The following is a 17,714-nucleotide window of genomic DNA, read 5'->3' as shown; positions in this document are numbered from 1 at the left end:
CAAATTGGAAGGAATGACCCATGCTTATGAATCCTCTGGCACGACAGTTAAACGAGACCCTGGAACGTGAAAATTCTCACGTATTTGACATGCTTTCTGCATTAGGTAAATCGATTTACTTCCCGAAAGAAGGCATTCTTAGCCAATCGGCTGAAGCCAAGGCAAAGGCCAAAAAATACAATGCTACGATTGGCATTGCGATCGAAAACGGTCAGCCGATGCACTTGAAGGTCATTCAAGATACTCTCTCTACCTACGCTCCCAAAGATATATATGAATACGCGCCGCCAGCCGGTAAACCCGAGCTCCGCACCGCATGGCGCAAAAAAATGCTTGAAGAAAACCCTGAGATCGGCAGCAAACTGATCGGCAACCCGATTGTAACGAATGCGTTGACTCACGGTCTTAGTATTGCAGCGGACCTTTTCGCTGATGTAGGCGACTCCGTTATTATTCCAGACAAAAACTGGGAAAATTACGAACTCACTTTCGAAATCCGCCGCGGCGCAAAAATTGTGAACTATCCGCTCTACAACGAGGAGCAGAAGTTTAATGCCGCTGGTCTGCGCGAAGCGCTGCTGGCTCAACAATCCAAAGGCAAAGCCATTGTTGTTTTGAACTTCCCGAACAACCCGACAGGCTACACGCCTGGGGCTGAAGAAGGAAATGAGATTGCTGCCGCGATCAAAGATGCAGCTGAAGCTGGTATCAACGTTGTTGTACTAACCGACGATGCCTATTTCGGACTTTTCTTCGAAGGTTCCCTGCATGAGTCCTTGTTCGGTAAATTAGCAGACATTCACCCACGCGTGCTCGCTGTCAAAATTGACGGTGCTACCAAAGAAGAATACGTCTGGGGCTTCCGCGTTGGATTTGTCACTTATGCCGGCCAAAGCGAAGCGTTGCTGAGCGCACTAGAACAAAAAACAATGGGGATCATCCGTGCAACGATTTCCAGCGGTCCTCACCCATCGCAAACTTTCGTGCTTCATGCGCTTAACTCCCCGGAGTTCAACCAGCAGAAGCAAGAGAAATATGAGATCATGAAAGGCCGTGCTAACCGTACGAAGTCCATTCTGGACTCCGGCAAGTTCGACGATGCATGGGGCTACTACCCGTTCAACTCCGGTTACTTCATGTGCCTGAAGCTCAAAACAGTTGATGCCGAGGCTTTGCGTGTCCACTTGCTGGATCAGCATGGTGTGGGTACTATCGCTCTTGGAGCGACTGATCTTCGCGTCGCTTTCTCCTGTATTGAAGAAGGCAGCCTGGAAGAGCTGTTCAACCTCATCTACCAAAGCGTAAAAGAAATCGAAACAGTCTCCGCTAACAAATAGCCGAAACGAAACAAAGAGGCTGCCTTATAGGGTCTATACCGACCTATGAGCAGCCTCTTTTTTATGCGAATATTATGAAATTTTTCCCATTCAGACACTTGCCACCCGAGCATAATTACCTGGCAACCAGCTGTCCTGGTCTGTTCTGGTCTGTTCTGTTCTGTTCTGTCCTGTCCTGTTCTGTTCTGTCCTGTCCTGTTCTGTCCTGTTCTGTCCTGTCCTGTCCTGATTCACGGTATACCCCTTTGCCATGAACCTGCCAACTAAGTCTAACGGACTCCACTGCCGTTAAAATCGTCAAAATAGCCCCATCCCACTTCTAACGGACACGGGAAACCTTATTGGCCGATTTCGAGGCAAAATCAAGACAGAAACAAGCAAATAGCAGCGCTGGTGTCCGTTAGATTTTCAAAACGCCTATAATTCGTCCAAATAAGAGCAACTGTGTCCGTTAGACAGTCAGGGAAGCGGCAGCGCACCAGGCCAACTGTTCCGGTCAGCCTATCTATCAACCAGCCTGTTTCACCAGCTCACCATACTGCCCGTACCATTTCTTCCACTCATCCATCGGGAACTCCATCGCTTGCCCATCCAGCTGCGCAGACATCATGTCCAGACAAACATGCCAGCCGGCTAAGTCTTTTGGCGTGTGGTCCGTCATCGTGCCAATGAATTCTTTTAAAACAAGCAAGGAACCTTCTGATCTTGCCGAAACTTCAAACCGGACACGATCCTTCCCCCATGTGAACTCCAATACGGAAAGCGGCTCATAGTCGGTAATCTCCATATCTATTAAAGTACCCGAGCCATCCTTCATATCAAATTTCATATGGCCACCTTTGCGCAGATCATCGGCTTGCAGATTGGTCATCCATTTCTCTAGACGCACATTCTCGGTAAGGGCTGCCCAAACCTCGCTGACAGCATGCCCAAGCGGACGTTCGAACTGTGCGATAAACCCGTTATCCTTTTTATGAATCGAAGCAAGCATGTGCATATCCTCCTTAGATTTCCATCAAATTTTAAAGGATGCGTGCCGTAAACATCGATCTGGCCACCCTAGCTCCATTCGCTGTGATTTCCATATCAATTTTACAGAATCTGCGCGTCATTTCCACAATCGTCGGCACAATTTCAAAGACCTCGTCCATTTGCAGTGGAATCAGAAAATAACTGGATGAGCTATCCAGAATGAGATCGCCTTTCTTATGCTCCTTCACCGTGCGATAAGCTGCACGAATCATAATCGTGGTGAGCACCCCCTCCGATACCAAACCCTCGAAATTCGTCATTTGAGGCGTAATCGTTCCTCTGAAAGACAACTTGCCTTCGGCATCGCGCACTTCGTCGATCCCTGCATAGATCTGCACCTCGAACGTCTCTGCGTTCTGCGGCTGCTGCTGCATATGCTGCATTGCCTTCATGACATCTTTGCGGCTAATGACGCCGATCATTTTCCGCTCGATATCAATAACAGGCAGGAGTTCAATCCCTTCCCACACCATCATGTGCCCTGCCGAAGCGACCGATGTTTTCAAATTAATCATGAGCGGATTCGGCGTCATTAAGCTGCTGATGAGTTGGCTCGGCTTCGCACCGACAATATCCTTGGTGGTAATCATCCCAATGGGCACCCTTTTGCCGTCGATGACTGGATAGCGCGTGTGCATGGTTTTCTCCGCCAGCTTTTGCATATCTTTGACGGTGTCCTTTCCTTCCAGCGAGTAAATCGGACTGTCCTTCCGCATGATGTCACCGACCATCAGTATTTTCTTCTTAATCAGCCTGTCTTCCATCGCGCGATTGATCATCGTAGCCACCGTGAACGTATCAAAAGAACTTCCGATAATCGGCAGGTGAAGTTCATCTGCCAGCTCTTTGACTTCAGGCGTCGTATCGAATCCGCCCGTAATTAGCACCCCGGCCCCTTGGCTCAGTGCGCACATATGGGCTTGCACGCGATTACCGACAATTAGCAAGTTGCCCACTTCAATATATTTCAGCATCGCTTCCAGCTGCATAGCGCCAATTACGAACTTGTTCAGTGACTTATGTATGCCTGTTGATCCTCCAAGAACAACGCCTTCCACCACATTCACGATTTCTGCGAACGTTAACTTATCGATGACAGGCTCCTCTTTTTTCTCCATACGTATCGTACCAATCCGGCGTTTGGTGCTGACCAGCCCGATGTTTTCCGCCTCTTTGATGGCCCGATATGCCGTTCCTTCACTCACATCCAAATCTTGAGCAATTTGCCGAACAGACAGCTTGGTGCCGACAGGCACAGATTCAATATACTTCGTAATTTGTTCATGCTTTGTATGCAGCTCCGAATGGCCTGTGCTCATCGTTCACACCTCGCTGAACTGTGCTATAACATTGAAATAAGTATAGTCTATTCAACTGGAAAAAGTAAGATGAAGGCTCCACCAGCCGCTGTCCAATATAAAAACCTGCCGGGTTACCCGACAGGCTCTGTCTCATCATCAAATCCATAATAAAGTGCCAAGGCTACTGGTGATACAGGATAGAAAGCTGTTTCTCCGCACTCCTCGTGTTCTCTTCGTTCCTGCCGATTTGCCATAACTCTCTGAAAGTCATAGGTGCGGTGGCGTGGAACCTTTTTACTCTCGAACTCCATCGAAGATGCCAAGCTGCTCATAACATGCTCCCCCTTCATCATATCGATCAATGTATTACTACATTAAACACAATTACAATATATTATATAAATAATAAAATTATATGTGAAACAATACCAAAAATTTAATTTATTTTATAACAATGTACCGTCTAATCCGTTTAATAAAATATTTCATCCAATTTGATTCCTCGTGACTTGTATTTCGTTGTATATAACATACAATAAGTGTGAAGTAAAAATTTGGAGGGGATCCGCTGAATGGCTAAGACATTTTTGAAAATTGCTGCGATTTACATCACGCTCGCTGTTCTACTCGGAATGTTGATGGGCATTATTCAAGATTTTAGACTGGCCTCGGTCCATGCGCACTTGAATTTGCTAGGTTGGGTTTCTATGGCGCTCTTCGGTCTCATCTATCACTTCTATCCTCATGCATCAGAAACGCGCCTTGCCAAGCTTCACTTCTGGTTACATAACATTGGCTTGCCTCTCATGCAGGGTGGACTCGCGATTGAGATTATTTCCGGCAATTCCGCCATGCTCCCGCTTGTCATTGTCAGCTCCTTGCTTGTCGTAATTGGCATCATCCTCTTTACGATAAACTTGTTCCTGCAGCTTGGAAATACAGCTGTGAAACAAACGAACAAAAAGGATTTGCCCGGCTAATCCTATAAATACGCCAAACCTCGACCATCCTTCGCGGAGGGTCGAGGTTTGGTTGTATCGTCGTACTCCTGAACGAGACCACAACCCACCCCGTAAAAAAACCGCCAGGGATTCCACATCCTGACGGTCCTTTAAGCGAACATCCCTATATCAAGGGAACTAGAGTCCCTTATTCGGAGCAAAAAGAGCTGTTTCCTTTCTAAGCGGAACTGCAGGCTCTTATTTGTCTCCCGTGGCGCATTTTTCAGCTCAAATTGCTAAAATAGAGGATCGTACTTCCCCTACTTCTTGAAAAGTGTTCCATTTCATCAAAATAGGGGACCATAGTTCCCTTCCTCCCATTTGATGTGTCCCCTCATCTTCCATTCGGCCGACTCACCAGCTCAAAAAGGCTTCTTCCCCTCATTTTCAATCAGATGCTCACGTTCGCCCTCATCCATAATATTACGCGTTGAATTGCGGAACTCTCGCAGCGTATCGCCAAATGCTCTTCCAAGCTGCGGCAATTTGGACGGGCCGAAGACGATTAAAGCAATGGCCAAAATCAAGATTAAACCTGATACACCAATATTGTTAAACATACGTATCCTCCTTTTATAAAAACTTTGCTACTTATCAGACTGCTTTGTCTCTTCCTCAGCCCTTCTCCAGTCTGCTTTGCCTCATACTCAACTCTTCGCCGGGCTGCCCTGCCTCATCCTTCAACTATTCTCCAGCCTACCTTGCCTCATCGCTCTCCACTGCCAGTTGGAAGCCAACGCGCTGATCTCAAACAACAGCAGCAAGGGCACGGTAACCGACAGATGGGAAACCATATCCGGAGGCGAAATGCAGGAGCCTGTGATCGTTAAAGCGATGTACGCGTATTTCCTGGACATTTTCAAGCGCTCCGGCGTCAGCAGTCCTATTTTGGTCAGAAATAGAAGAATCACAGGCAGTTCGAACGCGATCGCCATTGGAAATACGATTTGGAACAGAAATCCAAAATACCGGTCAATGCCGTACGTTTCCACCGCGCCAATCGTTTGATTCATGCGCATCATAAAGCGAACCATCATAGGAAAGACGACCCAGTAGCTGAACGCTACCCCGATAATAAAAAGCGCAAAAGCCACAGGGATGTAGGGAAGAGCGCTCTTAGACTCCGCTTCTGTCAGCCCTGGCCTGACGAATGCCCACAATTGGTAGAGCATCACCGGCACTGTAAACAATAAAGCGAAGAGAAAAGCGCACTTCATATAAATCATCAGCCCATCTGTAAACGAGAACACATTCCACTTAATCTCACCGATCATAGGCTGCGTTTTCAAATACAGCAAGATGTCACTGGAAAGATACAGCCCTGCGCAGAGCATAACCAGAAACCAAGCAAGAACAATAATCAACCGTTTGCGAACCTCAGTGAGATGCAAAATCAAATCTTCTTGCCCCATCTGATCCCTCCGATCTATAGGGTCGTATCGGCAGCATGTTTAAACGACCATTCCGCCTTGTTTCAAATATTTCGCGATCCCTTCAACGGCTCTATACGCAAGAGCCCCAACGGTACCTGTCGGGTTATACCCGCTGTTATGAGCGAATGCCGATGCTCCGACAACGAATACATTTTCTGCATCCCACATTTGCAAATAGGAGTTCACAGCTGAAGTCGAAGGATCCGAGCCCATGATCACACCGCCTGTGTTATGCGTGGACTGGTACGGCACGATATTGTAAGGCCCGAGCTGATCCGATGAACCAATGCTCGTTGGATTCATTTCCTTCATAATTTCAGCGGCTTTACCGCTCACGAATTTAATCATTTGCCGATCCTGTTCTTCAAAATCAAACGTAATTCGCGGCAGCGGGAGCCCATAGGCATCTTTATAAGTTGGATCGAGATCTACATAGTGATGCTTCCAAGGCAAACTTGATCCTTGCGGGGATACGGCCAAAACACTGTTCGCGTATTTGAGCGATTTCTGTTTAAAATCTTTCCCCCAAGCTGGCGTGCCTTTCGGAACAGAGTTGGTAGCAATTGGACGTTGTCCGGTTTGCGATATCCGAATCCCGGCTCCATGAAGGAAATTAAGACTACTGTGGTCAAAATTATCTCCATTAAAGTCCGGAATCTCCATCCCAAGCGATCCTGCACCCGCAAACAGATTAAATTCTTTGTCATCAAAAAATCCGGTAGCCGACCCGCCGTTCGTTTGGTAGCAGTAATTTTTACCGATTACTCCTTTACCGGAGGCTGGATCATAAGGTTTACCCAATTTGGAGGTCAGCAGGAGCTTAATGTTGTTGAACACATAGCTGGCCATGATCACCACATCAGCAGGCTGTTCGAACTGTTCACCTGTAACAGTGTTGACGTACACAACGCCGCTAGCTTTTTTGCCGTCATTTAACACTTGGATCACATTCGAATAAGAACGCAGTTCGAAGTTACCCGACTTCTGAGCAATCGGCAGCACAGTGACCACAGCATCCGCTTTGGCTCCATACTCACAGCCGAAACGCTCGCAATATCCGCAATACTGGCAGGCTGCTCTGGTGATCCCGTCAGGATTCGTATATTGTTCGGATAGATTCGCAGACGGCATCATGTAAGGGTGATAACCCAATTTTTTCGTCGCATCCTCGAACAATTTCAGAATCGGCGTTTTCACCATGGCCTTGGTTGGAAACGGATTCGAACGCTTGCCCACCATCGGATTCTGTTCCGGGTCCCCCGAGATGCCAGCCAGCTTTTCAAATTTATCGAAATAAGGCTCTAATTGATCATATGTAATACCCCAGTCCTGGATGGTCATTCCGTCCGGGATTTTCTGTTTGCCGTACCTCTCGACCGTTTTGCTGTAGATTTCAAAATCGTACGGAAGAAACCGGTACGTTTGTCCATTCCAGTGAATGCTCGATCCGCCAAGCCCTTCACCCAGCAAAAAGGAACCATATTCTCGCATGGGGACTGCCGCTACTTTATCCGTATTACGGAACGTCACCGTTTCTTTGGATAGATCCTGCATCAGATCGTATCTGGAGGCGTATCGCAGCTCGTCATGCACCATGTAGTAATCCTTGGTGTCTCTTGGCTTCCCGCGCTCCAAACCAACCACCTTGACTCCTTGCTTGGACAGCTCGGCAGCGATGATGCCCCCGACCCATCCCATTCCAACAATAACTACCGGAACTTTTGGCATTTTAGTAGCCATGTGCTTTATTCCCTTCCCTCATTGGATTTCACACTTAATGAACAAAATGATCATGCAAGCTCCGCGGTTCCATAACAGCGAATTGATCCTTGTCCATGATATTGGTATAGCTCATTTGGTTGCCCGGATATTTCCGCATCTTCCAACCCTGCATATCCTTATTCCCCCCATATAGCGGGTCTGAATACACGCCCTCCATCACAAGCACACGGAATTGGTTGAAAAAGGTTTTACCCGTTACGCCATTTACCACATTAATTTCGCCTTTTTCCATCGAGGTCAGGATCGCATCCTGTTCCTCAGGAGCCAACTCCACGAAGGATTTGGTATATTTCGATTTGCTTGTTTCCTCCATGCTCTGCAAGCCCATCGTAATTAACTCGTGGCGCTGAATACTTAAGTAGTCGCCTTGCGTCGCTTCCCCTTTCACAAAGGGACCCGTCCGATACGTGCGGGCATTCACTCCCCATGGGCTTGCCAACTGATGATCGATGTAAAAGGCAACTCCCAAGTCCGTCGCCCCCGGACCGCTTTCATCTTTGGGGAAAATGCGTTCAGCCGCAGCTTCCGTCATTTGCAGCTGAGCCTGATTGAAGAACATAGGCGCTCTGTTGTAGTCCATTCCGGCTTGAGCTTGCGGGGATGCCGATGGTGATGGCGAAGGGGTTGGCGTCGTGGACTTTTTGGTAAATCCACCGGAAATCGCGCTGCCAATCACCCCTCCGACCACCACTCCACCTATGGCGGTACCGGTATATTTCAGGAAACTGCGTCGCGACTGGTCAGGAGAATTTTCCACATTTTTCTCAGCCATTTGATTGCCTCCTTGGAATTTTATGAACGATAGGTTAGTTATGGTAGTTATGGATATCATGAGCTCAGACCCGTTATCTTATTCATTGTTGTATGAAAAATTAGCAATTCGGGCAATGTAAATTTACAGTCATTAGGCAGATTTTGCATGCAACCAGTGGCTGTCTTGCACTTGAACCTATGTATATGAGGAGAAGTTCACATGAAGAAAACGCTATTAGTCCTCACACTGCTGCTCGCCAGTTCTTTAGCTGCTTGCGGCAAAACCGAAACAAAACCGAGCCCGGCCGCTTCTGCAAGCCCTGCCGTGTCAGCTAGCCCGTCTGCGAGCACAGGGACTACAACGAAGGTGGAAGCATCCGCTGTGTTCAAAGCCAACTGTGTTAGCTGCCATGGCGTCAACTTGGAAGGTGCTGTAGGACCTAATCTTCAAAAAGTAGGCAACAAGCTGTCTAAGGACCAAGTTGCTTCAACGGTGACAAACGGGAAAGGCGCAATGCCTAGCTTCAAAGGCAAGTTATCCAATGATGAAATTTCATCCCTCGCTACTTGGCTTGCCGACAAGAAATAAACACAAAAAATCCCGCCTCATAATGAGTGCGGGATTTTATATTAATTAGAGACGATTAAAGGCACGACTTTACCGCTGTTCACGTCGATTAGACCATGGTCGGTAATTTTCAAAGCGGGACTTACAGGTAAAGAATGCGTGCTGATCGACATAATAGGATTATAATGACAGTAGCCTAATGATTCCATCGCTTTACGCAGATGTTCTACTTCTTTAGCAACTTGCTCAAGTGGAGCTTCCGTCAAAATACCGCCGACAGGCAGCTTAAGTGAAGCGATGACTTTTCCGTCTTCTACGACGCTAAAGCCCCCCTGATTGTTAATCACTTCGTTCGCCGCGATAACCATATCATGAGGATTGTGACCGACAACAAGTAAATTATGGTTATCGTGGGAGTACGTAGTCGCCACGGCTCCGCGTTTAATCGTATCGCCGCCAATTAAACCATAAGCGCGATTTCCGTTTTTACCATAGCGTTCAAAAGTAGCAATAAGTCCTTTTCCACTATCCTGCCACATAAGTTCACCAGAACGGACATGAACCTCCGTATGATGCTCCTCTGTAAAGGTAGAGCCGTTTTTCACCATCATGACACGGCTGGCATAAGAACCGTCCTCTACGTCAACGTTGACTGAGAAATCCGCTTCTGTTAACGGCGACATCTGGACGCTTTGATAATAATGCGGCGGAAAAGCAGGTTCGTTCGTAACTGACGTATAAGCCTCTCGAACATCATAAACCTTGCGTCCGTGTTTGAACACTTGGTCAATCGTCAGAAGCTCCAGATCAGAAATCAACTGGAAATCGCCGACTTTGCCCGGTGCAATAACACCGCGATCATACATCCGCATTCTTTTGGCTGGGGAAAGGGTACTGGCATAAATCGCCTGCTCAGGCTTCATGCCCATCTCGATGGCTTTACGCACAATGTGATTCAAGTGACCGCGCCGCTCGAAAGAGTCCGCCATGACATCGTCGGTAACAAAGCAAAAATGCTCCGATACTTCATGCTCGATCAAATAATCCATCACCTCAGATGTCATTGATTTCTCTTGAATTTCAATAAACATGCCCGCAGCGATTCTGGCTTCCATCCCCTCAATCGTCTGATGCGTGTGATCGGAATCGACTCCGCTGTAAATCATCTTATGCAGGTCCAAATCCAGCAGTTTTGGCACATGCCCCTCAATAATAAGGTGCGGATAGTGTTTCCGAATATGGTTGATAATCTGATTTGTTTTGCAGTCCGGATCGGTGATGACATCCACGAAGTTCATAATTTCACCTAAGCAAATAATGCGCTCCGTCCGCAGAAGCTCATCCATATCCTCGATTTCAATCGAGCCGCCGGACGTTTCCATCGATGTGGCAGGAACCGAGCTAGGAAGGGCATAGAACATGTCCGCTACACAATTTTGGCTTGCTTTGATGAATTCTTTTACCCCATCAAGTCCGAAAACATTAGCAATTTCATGCGGCTCGGGAACAATCGTCGTAACCCCATTGCGAATAAGGCCGTACGAGAATGTCTCCGGAGTGACCATTGTGCTTTCGATGTGCAGATGGATGTCGATGAGCCCTGGAATCATGTAGCGCCCTTGCCCATCCAAACGTTCGGTAGCTGCAAAACTCTCAGCACCTCTAGTCCCGATATATAGAAACTTGCCATCCAGAATGGCTGCATTGCCTTCAATGAATGTTTTAAAATAACTATTATAAATCTTTACATTTTCGATCAGTAAATCAACCTGCATATGCCTTTCCCTCCAAGTACACTACTCTACTAGAACCAATTTCTCGCTTGGAAAATGAAGCCGAACCTCTTGACCGCTTGGATACGGGAATTCCATTTCTTTATTGACCGTAATGTCTCCCAGTATCGTCTGAACGACGTATTGATAGCTTCTGCCTAAGAAGGTGCTCACTTTCACACGTCCTGTCACGACATTGGGACCTTCCTCAATCTCTCCCGGCATACCTAGAAGGACATCATCCGGACGAATAGCGCCTTGCATCCCGACCTGCTCTCCCTTACTGGCATGTTTGGTTACAGTGAACATATGATCTTTCACTTTCAGGGCAATCACTTCTTTTTCATCATATCTGGTTTCAAAAGAGATAAAATTCGTGAAACCAATAAAACGAGCTACGAACTCTGTTTTGGGATATTTGAAAATCGTCGCCGGAGCACCCAGCTGCTCAATAATCCCTTTGTTCATAATGGCCACCTGATCCGAGATAGAGAAGCACTCCTCCTGATCATGCGATACATAGACGGTAGTAATACCAAGCTCCTGCTGAATACGGCGAATCTCAACACGCATATTGATGCGCAGATTAGCGTCCAGATTGCTTAGGGGCTCGTCGAAAAGCAGCAGCTCAGGTTCGATGACTAGCGCCCGGGCAATGGCCACCCGCTGTCTTTGACCGCCTGAAAGTTCTTTCGGGTAACGCTTCTCGAAGCCGGACAAGCTTACCGTTTCCAGAATTTTGCGAACACGTCGATCAAGCTCTGCTCCGCTTACCTTCCGAAGACGAAGGCCGAAGGCCACATTATCGTAAATGGACAAGTGCGGGAACAGCGCATAACTCTGGAAAACGAAGCCGAAGTTACGCTTGCTGACTGGAATGCGCGTATAGTCCTTCCCATTTAAAGCAAATTTGCCTGATTTAGCTTCCAAAAAACCGGCGATGAGCCGCAAGGTCGTCGTTTTCCCGCATCCGCTTGGACCGAGAAGCGATATTAAATTTCCTTTTTCTACACTTAAATTGAAGTCCTTCAAAATATATTGCTGGTCGTAGGCAACCGAAATATTTTCCAAAGTAAGCAATGCCATGGATGAAAGCCTCCGTTATCGTTTGGTGAAGTAGGATAAACCCATCAACCGTTCAATGATGAACATAAGTACCGCAGTTAAAATCATAAGCAAAACCGAAATAGCAGCAATCGTAGGGTCAAAATGGTTCTCCACGTACGTCAGCATCTGAATAGGCAGCGTGCTGATTCCGGGACCCGTCATAAAGACCGAGATGTCGACATTATTAAAAGATTCCAAGAACGCAATCAGAATAGCTGCAATAATACCTGATTTAATGTTGGGCAGGACCACTTTAAAGAAAGTTTTCAGCCGTCCGGCGCCAAGACTTAAAGCAGCTTCCTCTACCGCGAAATCGAAGTTCGATAAGCTTGATGCCACGACACGGATAATGAACGGAAGCATGATCACCGTATGTCCAATCAGCAGAGCTGCATAGATCGGAAGGTGATACGTGACGATAAGATACCTCAGCATCGTAAAACCAAGAACGATACCGGGAATAAGCACGGGGGAAATAAAAACGGCATTCAGCGCCTCTTTCCCTTTGAACGTAAACCGGCTTAACGCGTACGCCGCTGGAATTCCAAGCAGCAAAGCAAACAAATTACCGATCAGCGATACAATAATAGAGGTACCCGCGGTTGTCATGAACATCTTAACTTCCCAAATGTTGCGGTACCATTTCAACGAAAATCCTGTCGGTGGGAATTTCAGTACACTCCCTGGCTCAAATGAAGCAAATGCTATAATAACGAGCGGCCCGAGCAAGAAAATATAGACAAGAAGGGTGAAAAACGCCAGCCCTCGATTCTTTTCCCGCATACTTCTACCCCTTCGGATTTAATTTAGTCGCCAGTTTATTCATAAGCGCGATGACGACGAAGGTAATCACGATCATAATTACGGCTATGACGGAGGCAAGATGCCAGTCGTTAAGCGTAATCGCATTCTGATAAAGGAAAGTGGAGATGACCCGCTGCTTGCCACCGAGCAAGGCAGGCGTTGTATATGCCGTCAAACTGCCGACAAAAACAAGAATACTTCCTATGATTAATCCGGGAACGCTGAGTGGTACAATGACCTTCACGAAGGCTTTAAATCGGTTAGCTCCCAAGCTCTCCGCCGCTTTGATCAGATCCGGATCTATATTCTCAAGAACACCGACCAACGTAATAAGGATGAGCGGTAAAAACAAATGGATGAGACCGATCATCATGGCCGTTGGCGTGTACAAAATATCCAGTGGTTCCTTAATGAGACCGATCGCGATCAGCGCGTTGTTGAGTAACCCTTTTTTACCTAAAATAATCATCCAACTGAACGATCTAACGACAGAGCTTGTCAGCAGTGGAAAAATGGCCAGCGCAAGCAAAATCGCCTTCTGTCTCGGTCCTTGTTTGGATATAAAATAGGCTACCGGGAACCCAAGAATGATACAGAGAATCGTGGTTACCAAGCTGACACGCAGCGTCGTCCACACAATTTTGAGGAAGTAGGGATCTTTGAAAAAATTTAAATACCCTGCAAAGGTAAATGTTCCTTTATCGAAAAAGGTCGAACCTATCGTAAGAAGGATCGGAACTACCATGAAAACCGTCAGGAATAATACGCCTGGCAGCAATAGTAATAATAAGTACGTTTTTTTCATGCAGCTATACTCCTGTTCCTTGGTTCGCTATGCACGTAAAGTGCGGATAAAAAGTTCGAGAAATTTGTCAGCCGCAACCTCGGTGCATACGTGCACGTTGGCCGCTTTGGACAAGCGATTCTGAAAATCGCATACCGTTTGCCCATCGCATAGCTCACTTTTGGTTTCTACGTCGACGTAGTACTTGCGGGTAGTGACCAGCTGTTTATTTAGAGCTACTCCGACAGCAAGGGGATCATGAAGCGCACAAGCTCTAACACCATTGCGTTCATAGTAACGTTCCATATATTCCGCAGTGCTCTCCTTCACATACCTTGCTATCGGCGAGTCTCCGAGTGCACGGATATGGTCATCTGTCAGCAGCGCTTTCCTTGTTACATCCAACCCGACAAGCGTCAGGTCTGGAAAACCTGCCTGGAATACGATTTTGGCCGCTTCCGGATCGACGTACATGTTGAACTCCGCTGTAGGCGTCACATTGCCGAAACCTTGGACGACACCGCCCATCACAATCACTTCTCTCACCTGATGAACCAGCTCAGGATACTTCATAACCGCCAATGCCAGATTCGTCAGTGGAGCCGTCATAACCAACGTGACCTCTCCCGCATGCTGTTTCACTTGTTCCACGATGAAATCAACGGCATGCCCGTCCGCTGCCTCCACGTGAACCGGCATGTCAAGTAATGCCCCGCCAAGCCCATCCTTACCATGGACGCGGTGCTCAAAGAACGTCGGGCGCATCAAAGGTTTATTCGCGCCTTGAATGACACGAATTTCATGCTCTTTCTCCAGTAATTGGAGAATTTTGCATGTATTCTTGGTCGCTTGGTCCAGCGATACGTTTCCATTCACCGTAGTGATGCCTAGTACGTCCATTTCTCCGCTTCGTACAGCAAGCAGGATGCCTAACGCATCATCGATCCCTGTATCCACGTCGAGGATGACTTTCTTTTTCATAACCAAGCCCCCTTAAGGTCCTTTTAAGAAAACAAAGGTATACACCCAAGCATATACCCTTGTCCACTTTGATATTATTGAGCAACTTCCTTGTTCCAACGGTCAATCCAAGATTTAAGATGCTCATTCACGAATTTCATATCCATCTTGATCAGCTTGTTTACAACATCAGCGCCATACGTAATCCCTTGAGCTTCATCAGCTGAAAGCTGCAGCGTCGTGTTTACAGGTGAATCCACTTTTGCTTTCGCAGATTTCTCTTGTACTTCTTTGCTCAAATGCCAGTTGATGAAGTCCTCCGCTAGCTGCTTATTTTTGCTTCCTTTAATAACGTTGACCGTATTCATTACGGCATATGCCCCTTCTTTCGGGGAAATGAACTTCGTATCCGGTACAGCCGCTTTCAAATCCTTCACATACATCTCCATGATCGGACCAGCAGCAATTTCTCCCTGTGCGAACATATTCACGAATTCTGAAGTTTGTCCATAGTACTTGACGACTCCTTTATTCAGCTCCTTCACCTTAGTGAAAGCTTGATTTTCATTGAACTTTGCATTACCGGATACCAGTGACGCTGCATCCAGCACCATTGGACCTGTAGTAGACGTAATGTTTGGCAGCGTCAGCTTCTTGGAGAGTTCAGGACTCCACAGGTCGCTCCACGACGTAATCTCTTTGCCAACTGCTTTCGGATTGTAAGCAATTCCGAAACGGCCAACGGTATAGGCAGGACCGTAGTCTTCACCAAGCGGTGCTTTCGCAATATCGTAGATATCTTTTAAATTCGGAATACGGCTGCGGTCGATTTTTTCAAATAGTCCTGCTTCAATTCCTTGCTGTGCATAGTAGTCGGATAAATAAATAAGATCCACTTTGGAACTGCCTTGTTTCACTTTGTTTAAACGCTCGGAGTTATTGCCGATTTCCAAAACAATCTTCACATTATGCTCTTTCTCAAAAGGCGCATAAACTTCTTTCTTGAAGAAATCATCGGAAAAACCCCAAGTGGAAATAACCAATTGTGTAGGTTCCCCTGATGTTCCCGCAGGTGAAGCTGTTGCGGCGCCAGTATTCCCCTGATCCTTCGCAGGCGCGGTACCGCATCCCGTCAAAGCCAGTCCTACTACGGATAAAGAAATCAAACCACGAAGCATTTTTTGTTTCATCGTTAACATCCTCCCAATATCATATATATAATTTGTAGCGAAAATCCCTTTGTTAAATTTTTACTAGTATTCTACAACGGCTTACAAATATATGCCGCGCTCTTGCTAAGACCTGAAAAAAATAGAAAAGTGCCCTTGATAGAAGATAACTTCTAACAAGAGCACTTTTCATCGTAAACAATGGAAAGAGACATCAAGTGATATTCAAGCGGGTAAGCCCTTAAGATAGATCAAAAGAGATACGCCGTGGTCTAGACTATTTAGTTGGTTTGAGAATAATGTTCGTGATGGCCCATTGCGTCGGCGGATCATAGTCTCTTAACACCGCATCCATGGACAACCCTAGTTCTTGCTCCAGCTTTTCCCGGATTCTCTTCTTGTAAATCGAGGACATGTAAAAATCGACCTCGTGTTTAAGCGTAGGAGCCTCTCCTTCTAAAGCCGTTGAGCGGGGCGACCGGCGATGCTTGGCATGAAACGTAATGATATTCTGATCCAAGGAAACCTTCAGCAAGGTTGTACCAAAACCGAATAATTCTTTGGATATCTCGTTATACAGGTGACACAGCTTCTTCTTGTATTCATTAGAATCATCCGGTACGGACATTAAATCACCTTCAAGAGGAATAATTGATCTGTATTTTTTCGAGCTATACTAATAATACATAGGATTCCTTAATTAATCAAGGTTATTGTTCGTGATTTTATATGGAATTTAACGTAATTCGACCTAATCTCTTGTGAAATATCCGTTTTTCCGAATGTCGTTCTTTAAATTGATTGTCTCAATTAGCAGCAATTGGATATAGGAGGTTTCTCGTTATCTGGTGACTCTGTTATAAAACAAAAAAACCTTACATATGTAAGGTTTTCTCGTAAAACTGGGATGCGGTCGGAGGGATTTGAACCCTCACGCCTTGTGAGCGCCACCCCCTCAAGATGGTGTGTCTGCCGTTCCACCACGACCGCTTAAAGGAAAGTAAACTGGGGATCTAGGATTCGAACCTAGGCATGACGGAGTCAAAGTCCGTTGCCTTACCGCTTGGCTAATCCCCAACAAGATAAGGGAAAAGGGCGACCGATGGGACTTGAACCCACGAATGCTGGATCCACAAACCAGTGCGTTAACCCCTTCGCCACGATCGCCACAGTAGGGATTTATTCCCTGAAGACTAGATACGAAACTTGCGTAAAGTATTATTTAGGATTTGTGGTTAAGCCCTCGACCGATTAGTATTCGTCAGCTGCATGCATTGCTGCACTTCCACCTCGAACCTATCAACCTCGTCGTCTACAAGGGGTCTTACATACTGGGAAATCTCATCTTGAGGGGGGCTTCGCGCTTAGATGCTTTCAGCGCTTATCCCCTCCGTACATAGCTACCCAGCGGTGCCTCTGGCGAGACAACTGGTACACCAGCGGTACGTCCATCCCGGTCCTCTCGTACTAAGGACAGCTCCTCTCAAATTTCCTACGCCCGCGACAGATAGGGACCGAACTGTCTCACGACGTTCTGAACCCAGCTCGCGTACCGCTTTAATGGGCGAACAGCCCAACCCTTGGGACCTACTTCAGCCCCAGGATGCGATGAGCCGACATCGAGGTGCCAAACCTCCCCGTCGATGTGGACTCTTGGGGGAGATAAGCCTGTTATCCCCAGGGTAGCTTTTATCCGTTGAGCGATGGCCCTTCCATTCGGTACCACCGGATCACTAAGTCCGACTTTCGTCCCTGCTCGACTTGTAGGTCTCGCAGTCAAGCTCCCTTATGCCTTTGCACTCTGCGAATGATTTCCAACCATTCTGAGGGAACCTTTAAACGCCTCCGTTACATTTTAGGAGGCGACCGCCCCAGTCAAACTGCCCACCTGACACTGTCCCCATACCGGAT

At 46.9% G+C, this 17,714-nt stretch carries 17 protein-coding genes, 3 tRNA genes and 1 rRNA gene; 3 read left to right on the top strand and 18 right to left on the bottom strand.

What is annotated here, in order from left to right; translation table 11 throughout:
- The first annotated feature begins 26 nt into the window (after positions 1 to 26).
- Positions 27 to 1,337 (top strand): aminotransferase class I/II-fold pyridoxal phosphate-dependent enzyme, encoded by a 1,311-nt coding sequence (locus AC3WTJ_RS00105; protein ID WP_492520942.1) that lies wholly within the window; start codon positions 27 to 29, stop codon positions 1,335 to 1,337.
- A 508-nt stretch (positions 1,338 to 1,845) separates the two neighbouring features.
- Here the strand turns inward: AC3WTJ_RS00105 and AC3WTJ_RS00100 are convergent.
- From AC3WTJ_RS00100 to AC3WTJ_RS00090, 3 genes are all read right to left on the bottom strand, one after another.
- Positions 1,846 to 2,328, bottom strand: coding sequence for an SRPBCC family protein (locus AC3WTJ_RS00100; RefSeq protein WP_492520041.1), 483 nt, complete (start codon positions 2,326 to 2,328; stop codon positions 1,846 to 1,848).
- A gap of 31 nt (positions 2,329 to 2,359) precedes the next feature.
- Entirely contained in the window at positions 2,360 to 3,688 is a 1,329-nt protein-coding gene (locus tag AC3WTJ_RS00095; RefSeq protein ID WP_492520040.1) for a DRTGG domain-containing protein, read from the bottom strand.
- A 113-nt stretch (positions 3,689 to 3,801) separates the two neighbouring features.
- Positions 3,802 to 4,002, bottom strand: a complete 201-nt coding sequence (locus AC3WTJ_RS00090) for a hypothetical protein (protein WP_492520039.1) — start codon at positions 4,000 to 4,002, stop codon at positions 3,802 to 3,804.
- Between the two features lie 240 nt (positions 4,003 to 4,242).
- On the opposite strand from AC3WTJ_RS00090, the gene AC3WTJ_RS00085 reads away from it, so the two are divergent.
- Positions 4,243 to 4,650, top strand: a complete 408-nt coding sequence (locus AC3WTJ_RS00085; protein ID WP_492520038.1) for a cytochrome-c oxidase — start codon at positions 4,243 to 4,245, stop codon at positions 4,648 to 4,650.
- A 383-nt stretch (positions 4,651 to 5,033) separates the two neighbouring features.
- Here the strand turns inward: AC3WTJ_RS00085 and tatA are convergent, their stop codons facing one another.
- The 4 genes from tatA to AC3WTJ_RS00065 form a co-directional block, all read right to left on the bottom strand.
- Positions 5,034 to 5,231, bottom strand: a complete 198-nt coding sequence (gene tatA / locus AC3WTJ_RS00080; RefSeq protein WP_127456556.1) for a twin-arginine translocase TatA/TatE family subunit — start codon at positions 5,229 to 5,231, stop codon at positions 5,034 to 5,036.
- Positions 5,232 to 5,351: 120 nt separating this feature from the next.
- Positions 5,352 to 6,083, bottom strand: coding sequence for a twin-arginine translocase subunit TatC (tatC, locus tag AC3WTJ_RS00075; RefSeq protein WP_407869297.1), 732 nt, complete (start codon positions 6,081 to 6,083; stop codon positions 5,352 to 5,354).
- Between the two features lie 39 nt (positions 6,084 to 6,122).
- On the bottom strand, positions 6,123 to 7,844 hold the full coding sequence (locus AC3WTJ_RS00070) for a GMC family oxidoreductase (protein ID WP_492520037.1): 1,722 nt from the start codon (positions 7,842 to 7,844) through the stop codon (positions 6,123 to 6,125).
- 34 nt (positions 7,845 to 7,878) lie between these two features.
- On the bottom strand, positions 7,879 to 8,658 hold the full coding sequence (locus AC3WTJ_RS00065; protein WP_127456553.1) for a gluconate 2-dehydrogenase subunit 3 family protein: 780 nt from the start codon (positions 8,656 to 8,658) through the stop codon (positions 7,879 to 7,881).
- 201 nt (positions 8,659 to 8,859) lie between these two features.
- Here AC3WTJ_RS00065 and AC3WTJ_RS00060 point away from each other — a divergent pair, with 201 nt between their 5' ends.
- Entirely contained in the window at positions 8,860 to 9,228 is a 369-nt protein-coding gene (locus AC3WTJ_RS00060; RefSeq protein WP_492520036.1) for a c-type cytochrome, read from the top strand.
- Positions 9,229 to 9,269: 41 nt separating this feature from the next.
- On the opposite strand, the gene AC3WTJ_RS00055 is transcribed toward AC3WTJ_RS00060, so the two are convergent.
- From AC3WTJ_RS00055 to AC3WTJ_RS00005, 11 genes are all read right to left on the bottom strand, one after another.
- Positions 9,270 to 10,982 carry an adenine deaminase C-terminal domain-containing protein gene (locus tag AC3WTJ_RS00055; protein WP_492520035.1) on the bottom strand — a complete coding sequence of 571 codons (1,713 nt, stop codon included), beginning with the start codon at positions 10,980 to 10,982 and terminating at the stop codon, positions 9,270 to 9,272.
- A 21-nt stretch (positions 10,983 to 11,003) separates the two neighbouring features.
- Positions 11,004 to 12,065: an ABC transporter ATP-binding protein gene (locus tag AC3WTJ_RS00050; RefSeq protein ID WP_492520034.1), complete on the bottom strand. Its 1,062-nt coding sequence runs from the start codon at positions 12,063 to 12,065 to the stop codon at positions 11,004 to 11,006.
- Between the two features lie 15 nt (positions 12,066 to 12,080).
- Positions 12,081 to 12,869, bottom strand: a complete 789-nt coding sequence (locus AC3WTJ_RS00045; RefSeq protein ID WP_492520033.1) for an ABC transporter permease — start codon at positions 12,867 to 12,869, stop codon at positions 12,081 to 12,083.
- Between the two features lie 4 nt (positions 12,870 to 12,873).
- Positions 12,874 to 13,695 carry an ABC transporter permease gene (locus AC3WTJ_RS00040; RefSeq protein ID WP_127456548.1) on the bottom strand — a complete coding sequence of 274 codons (822 nt, stop codon included), beginning with the start codon at positions 13,693 to 13,695 and terminating at the stop codon, positions 12,874 to 12,876.
- Between the two features lie 27 nt (positions 13,696 to 13,722).
- Positions 13,723 to 14,655 (bottom strand): nucleoside hydrolase, encoded by a 933-nt coding sequence (locus tag AC3WTJ_RS00035; RefSeq protein ID WP_492520032.1) that lies wholly within the window; start codon positions 14,653 to 14,655, stop codon positions 13,723 to 13,725.
- Between the two features lie 74 nt (positions 14,656 to 14,729).
- Positions 14,730 to 15,824 (bottom strand): ABC transporter substrate-binding protein, encoded by a 1,095-nt coding sequence (locus AC3WTJ_RS00030; RefSeq protein WP_492520031.1) that lies wholly within the window; start codon positions 15,822 to 15,824, stop codon positions 14,730 to 14,732.
- A 256-nt stretch (positions 15,825 to 16,080) separates the two neighbouring features.
- The gene (locus tag AC3WTJ_RS00025) at positions 16,081 to 16,431 is read right to left on the bottom strand and encodes a DUF2294 domain-containing protein (RefSeq protein WP_127456545.1); all 351 of its coding nucleotides are present in this window, start codon (positions 16,429 to 16,431) and stop codon (positions 16,081 to 16,083) included.
- Between the two features lie 280 nt (positions 16,432 to 16,711).
- A tRNA-Leu gene (locus AC3WTJ_RS00020) sits at positions 16,712 to 16,793 on the bottom strand.
- A gap of 15 nt (positions 16,794 to 16,808) precedes the next feature.
- Positions 16,809 to 16,880 (bottom strand) — tRNA-Gln (locus tag AC3WTJ_RS00015).
- A gap of 17 nt (positions 16,881 to 16,897) precedes the next feature.
- A tRNA-His gene (locus tag AC3WTJ_RS00010) sits at positions 16,898 to 16,970 on the bottom strand.
- Positions 16,971 to 17,034: 64 nt separating this feature from the next.
- Positions 17,035 to 17,714 (bottom strand): 23S ribosomal RNA (locus tag AC3WTJ_RS00005); the annotation flags it as partial.

Source organism: Paenibacillus sp. FW101-FHT12H11 (assembly GCF_058790355.1).
The sequence above is the reverse complement of the archived record's forward strand: the minus strand, read 5'-3'. Positions and strand labels throughout refer to the sequence as shown.

What these genes read in the sequence shown, in the direction of transcription:
- AC3WTJ_RS00105 (WP_492520942.1), top strand. Translation starts at nt 27, where the DNA reads ATGAATCCTCTGGCACGACAGTTAAACGAGACCCTGGAACGTGAAAAT.
- AC3WTJ_RS00100 (WP_492520041.1), bottom strand. Translation starts at nt 2,328, where the DNA reads ATGCTTGCTTCGATTCATAAAAAGGATAACGGGTTTATCGCACAGTTC.
- AC3WTJ_RS00095 (WP_492520040.1), bottom strand. Translation starts at nt 3,688, where the DNA reads ATGAGCACAGGCCATTCGGAGCTGCATACAAAGCATGAACAAATTACG.
- AC3WTJ_RS00090 (WP_492520039.1), bottom strand. Translation starts at nt 4,002, where the DNA reads ATGAGCAGCTTGGCATCTTCGATGGAGTTCGAGAGTAAAAAGGTTCCA.
- AC3WTJ_RS00085 (WP_492520038.1), top strand. Translation starts at nt 4,243, where the DNA reads ATGGCTAAGACATTTTTGAAAATTGCTGCGATTTACATCACGCTCGCT.
- tatA (WP_127456556.1), bottom strand. Translation starts at nt 5,231, where the DNA reads ATGTTTAACAATATTGGTGTATCAGGTTTAATCTTGATTTTGGCCATT.
- tatC (WP_407869297.1), bottom strand. Translation starts at nt 6,083, where the DNA reads ATGGGGCAAGAAGATTTGATTTTGCATCTCACTGAGGTTCGCAAACGG.
- AC3WTJ_RS00070 (WP_492520037.1), bottom strand. Translation starts at nt 7,844, where the DNA reads ATGGCTACTAAAATGCCAAAAGTTCCGGTAGTTATTGTTGGAATGGGA.
- AC3WTJ_RS00065 (WP_127456553.1), bottom strand. Translation starts at nt 8,658, where the DNA reads ATGGCTGAGAAAAATGTGGAAAATTCTCCTGACCAGTCGCGACGCAGT.
- AC3WTJ_RS00060 (WP_492520036.1), top strand. Translation starts at nt 8,860, where the DNA reads ATGAAGAAAACGCTATTAGTCCTCACACTGCTGCTCGCCAGTTCTTTA.
- AC3WTJ_RS00055 (WP_492520035.1), bottom strand. Translation starts at nt 10,982, where the DNA reads ATGCAGGTTGATTTACTGATCGAAAATGTAAAGATTTATAATAGTTAT.
- AC3WTJ_RS00050 (WP_492520034.1), bottom strand. Translation starts at nt 12,065, where the DNA reads ATGGCATTGCTTACTTTGGAAAATATTTCGGTTGCCTACGACCAGCAA.
- AC3WTJ_RS00045 (WP_492520033.1), bottom strand. Translation starts at nt 12,869, where the DNA reads ATGCGGGAAAAGAATCGAGGGCTGGCGTTTTTCACCCTTCTTGTCTAT.
- AC3WTJ_RS00040 (WP_127456548.1), bottom strand. Translation starts at nt 13,695, where the DNA reads ATGAAAAAAACGTACTTATTATTACTATTGCTGCCAGGCGTATTATTC.
- AC3WTJ_RS00035 (WP_492520032.1), bottom strand. Translation starts at nt 14,655, where the DNA reads ATGAAAAAGAAAGTCATCCTCGACGTGGATACAGGGATCGATGATGCG.
- AC3WTJ_RS00030 (WP_492520031.1), bottom strand. Translation starts at nt 15,824, where the DNA reads ATGAAACAAAAAATGCTTCGTGGTTTGATTTCTTTATCCGTAGTAGGA.
- AC3WTJ_RS00025 (WP_127456545.1), bottom strand. Translation starts at nt 16,431, where the DNA reads ATGTCCGTACCGGATGATTCTAATGAATACAAGAAGAAGCTGTGTCAC.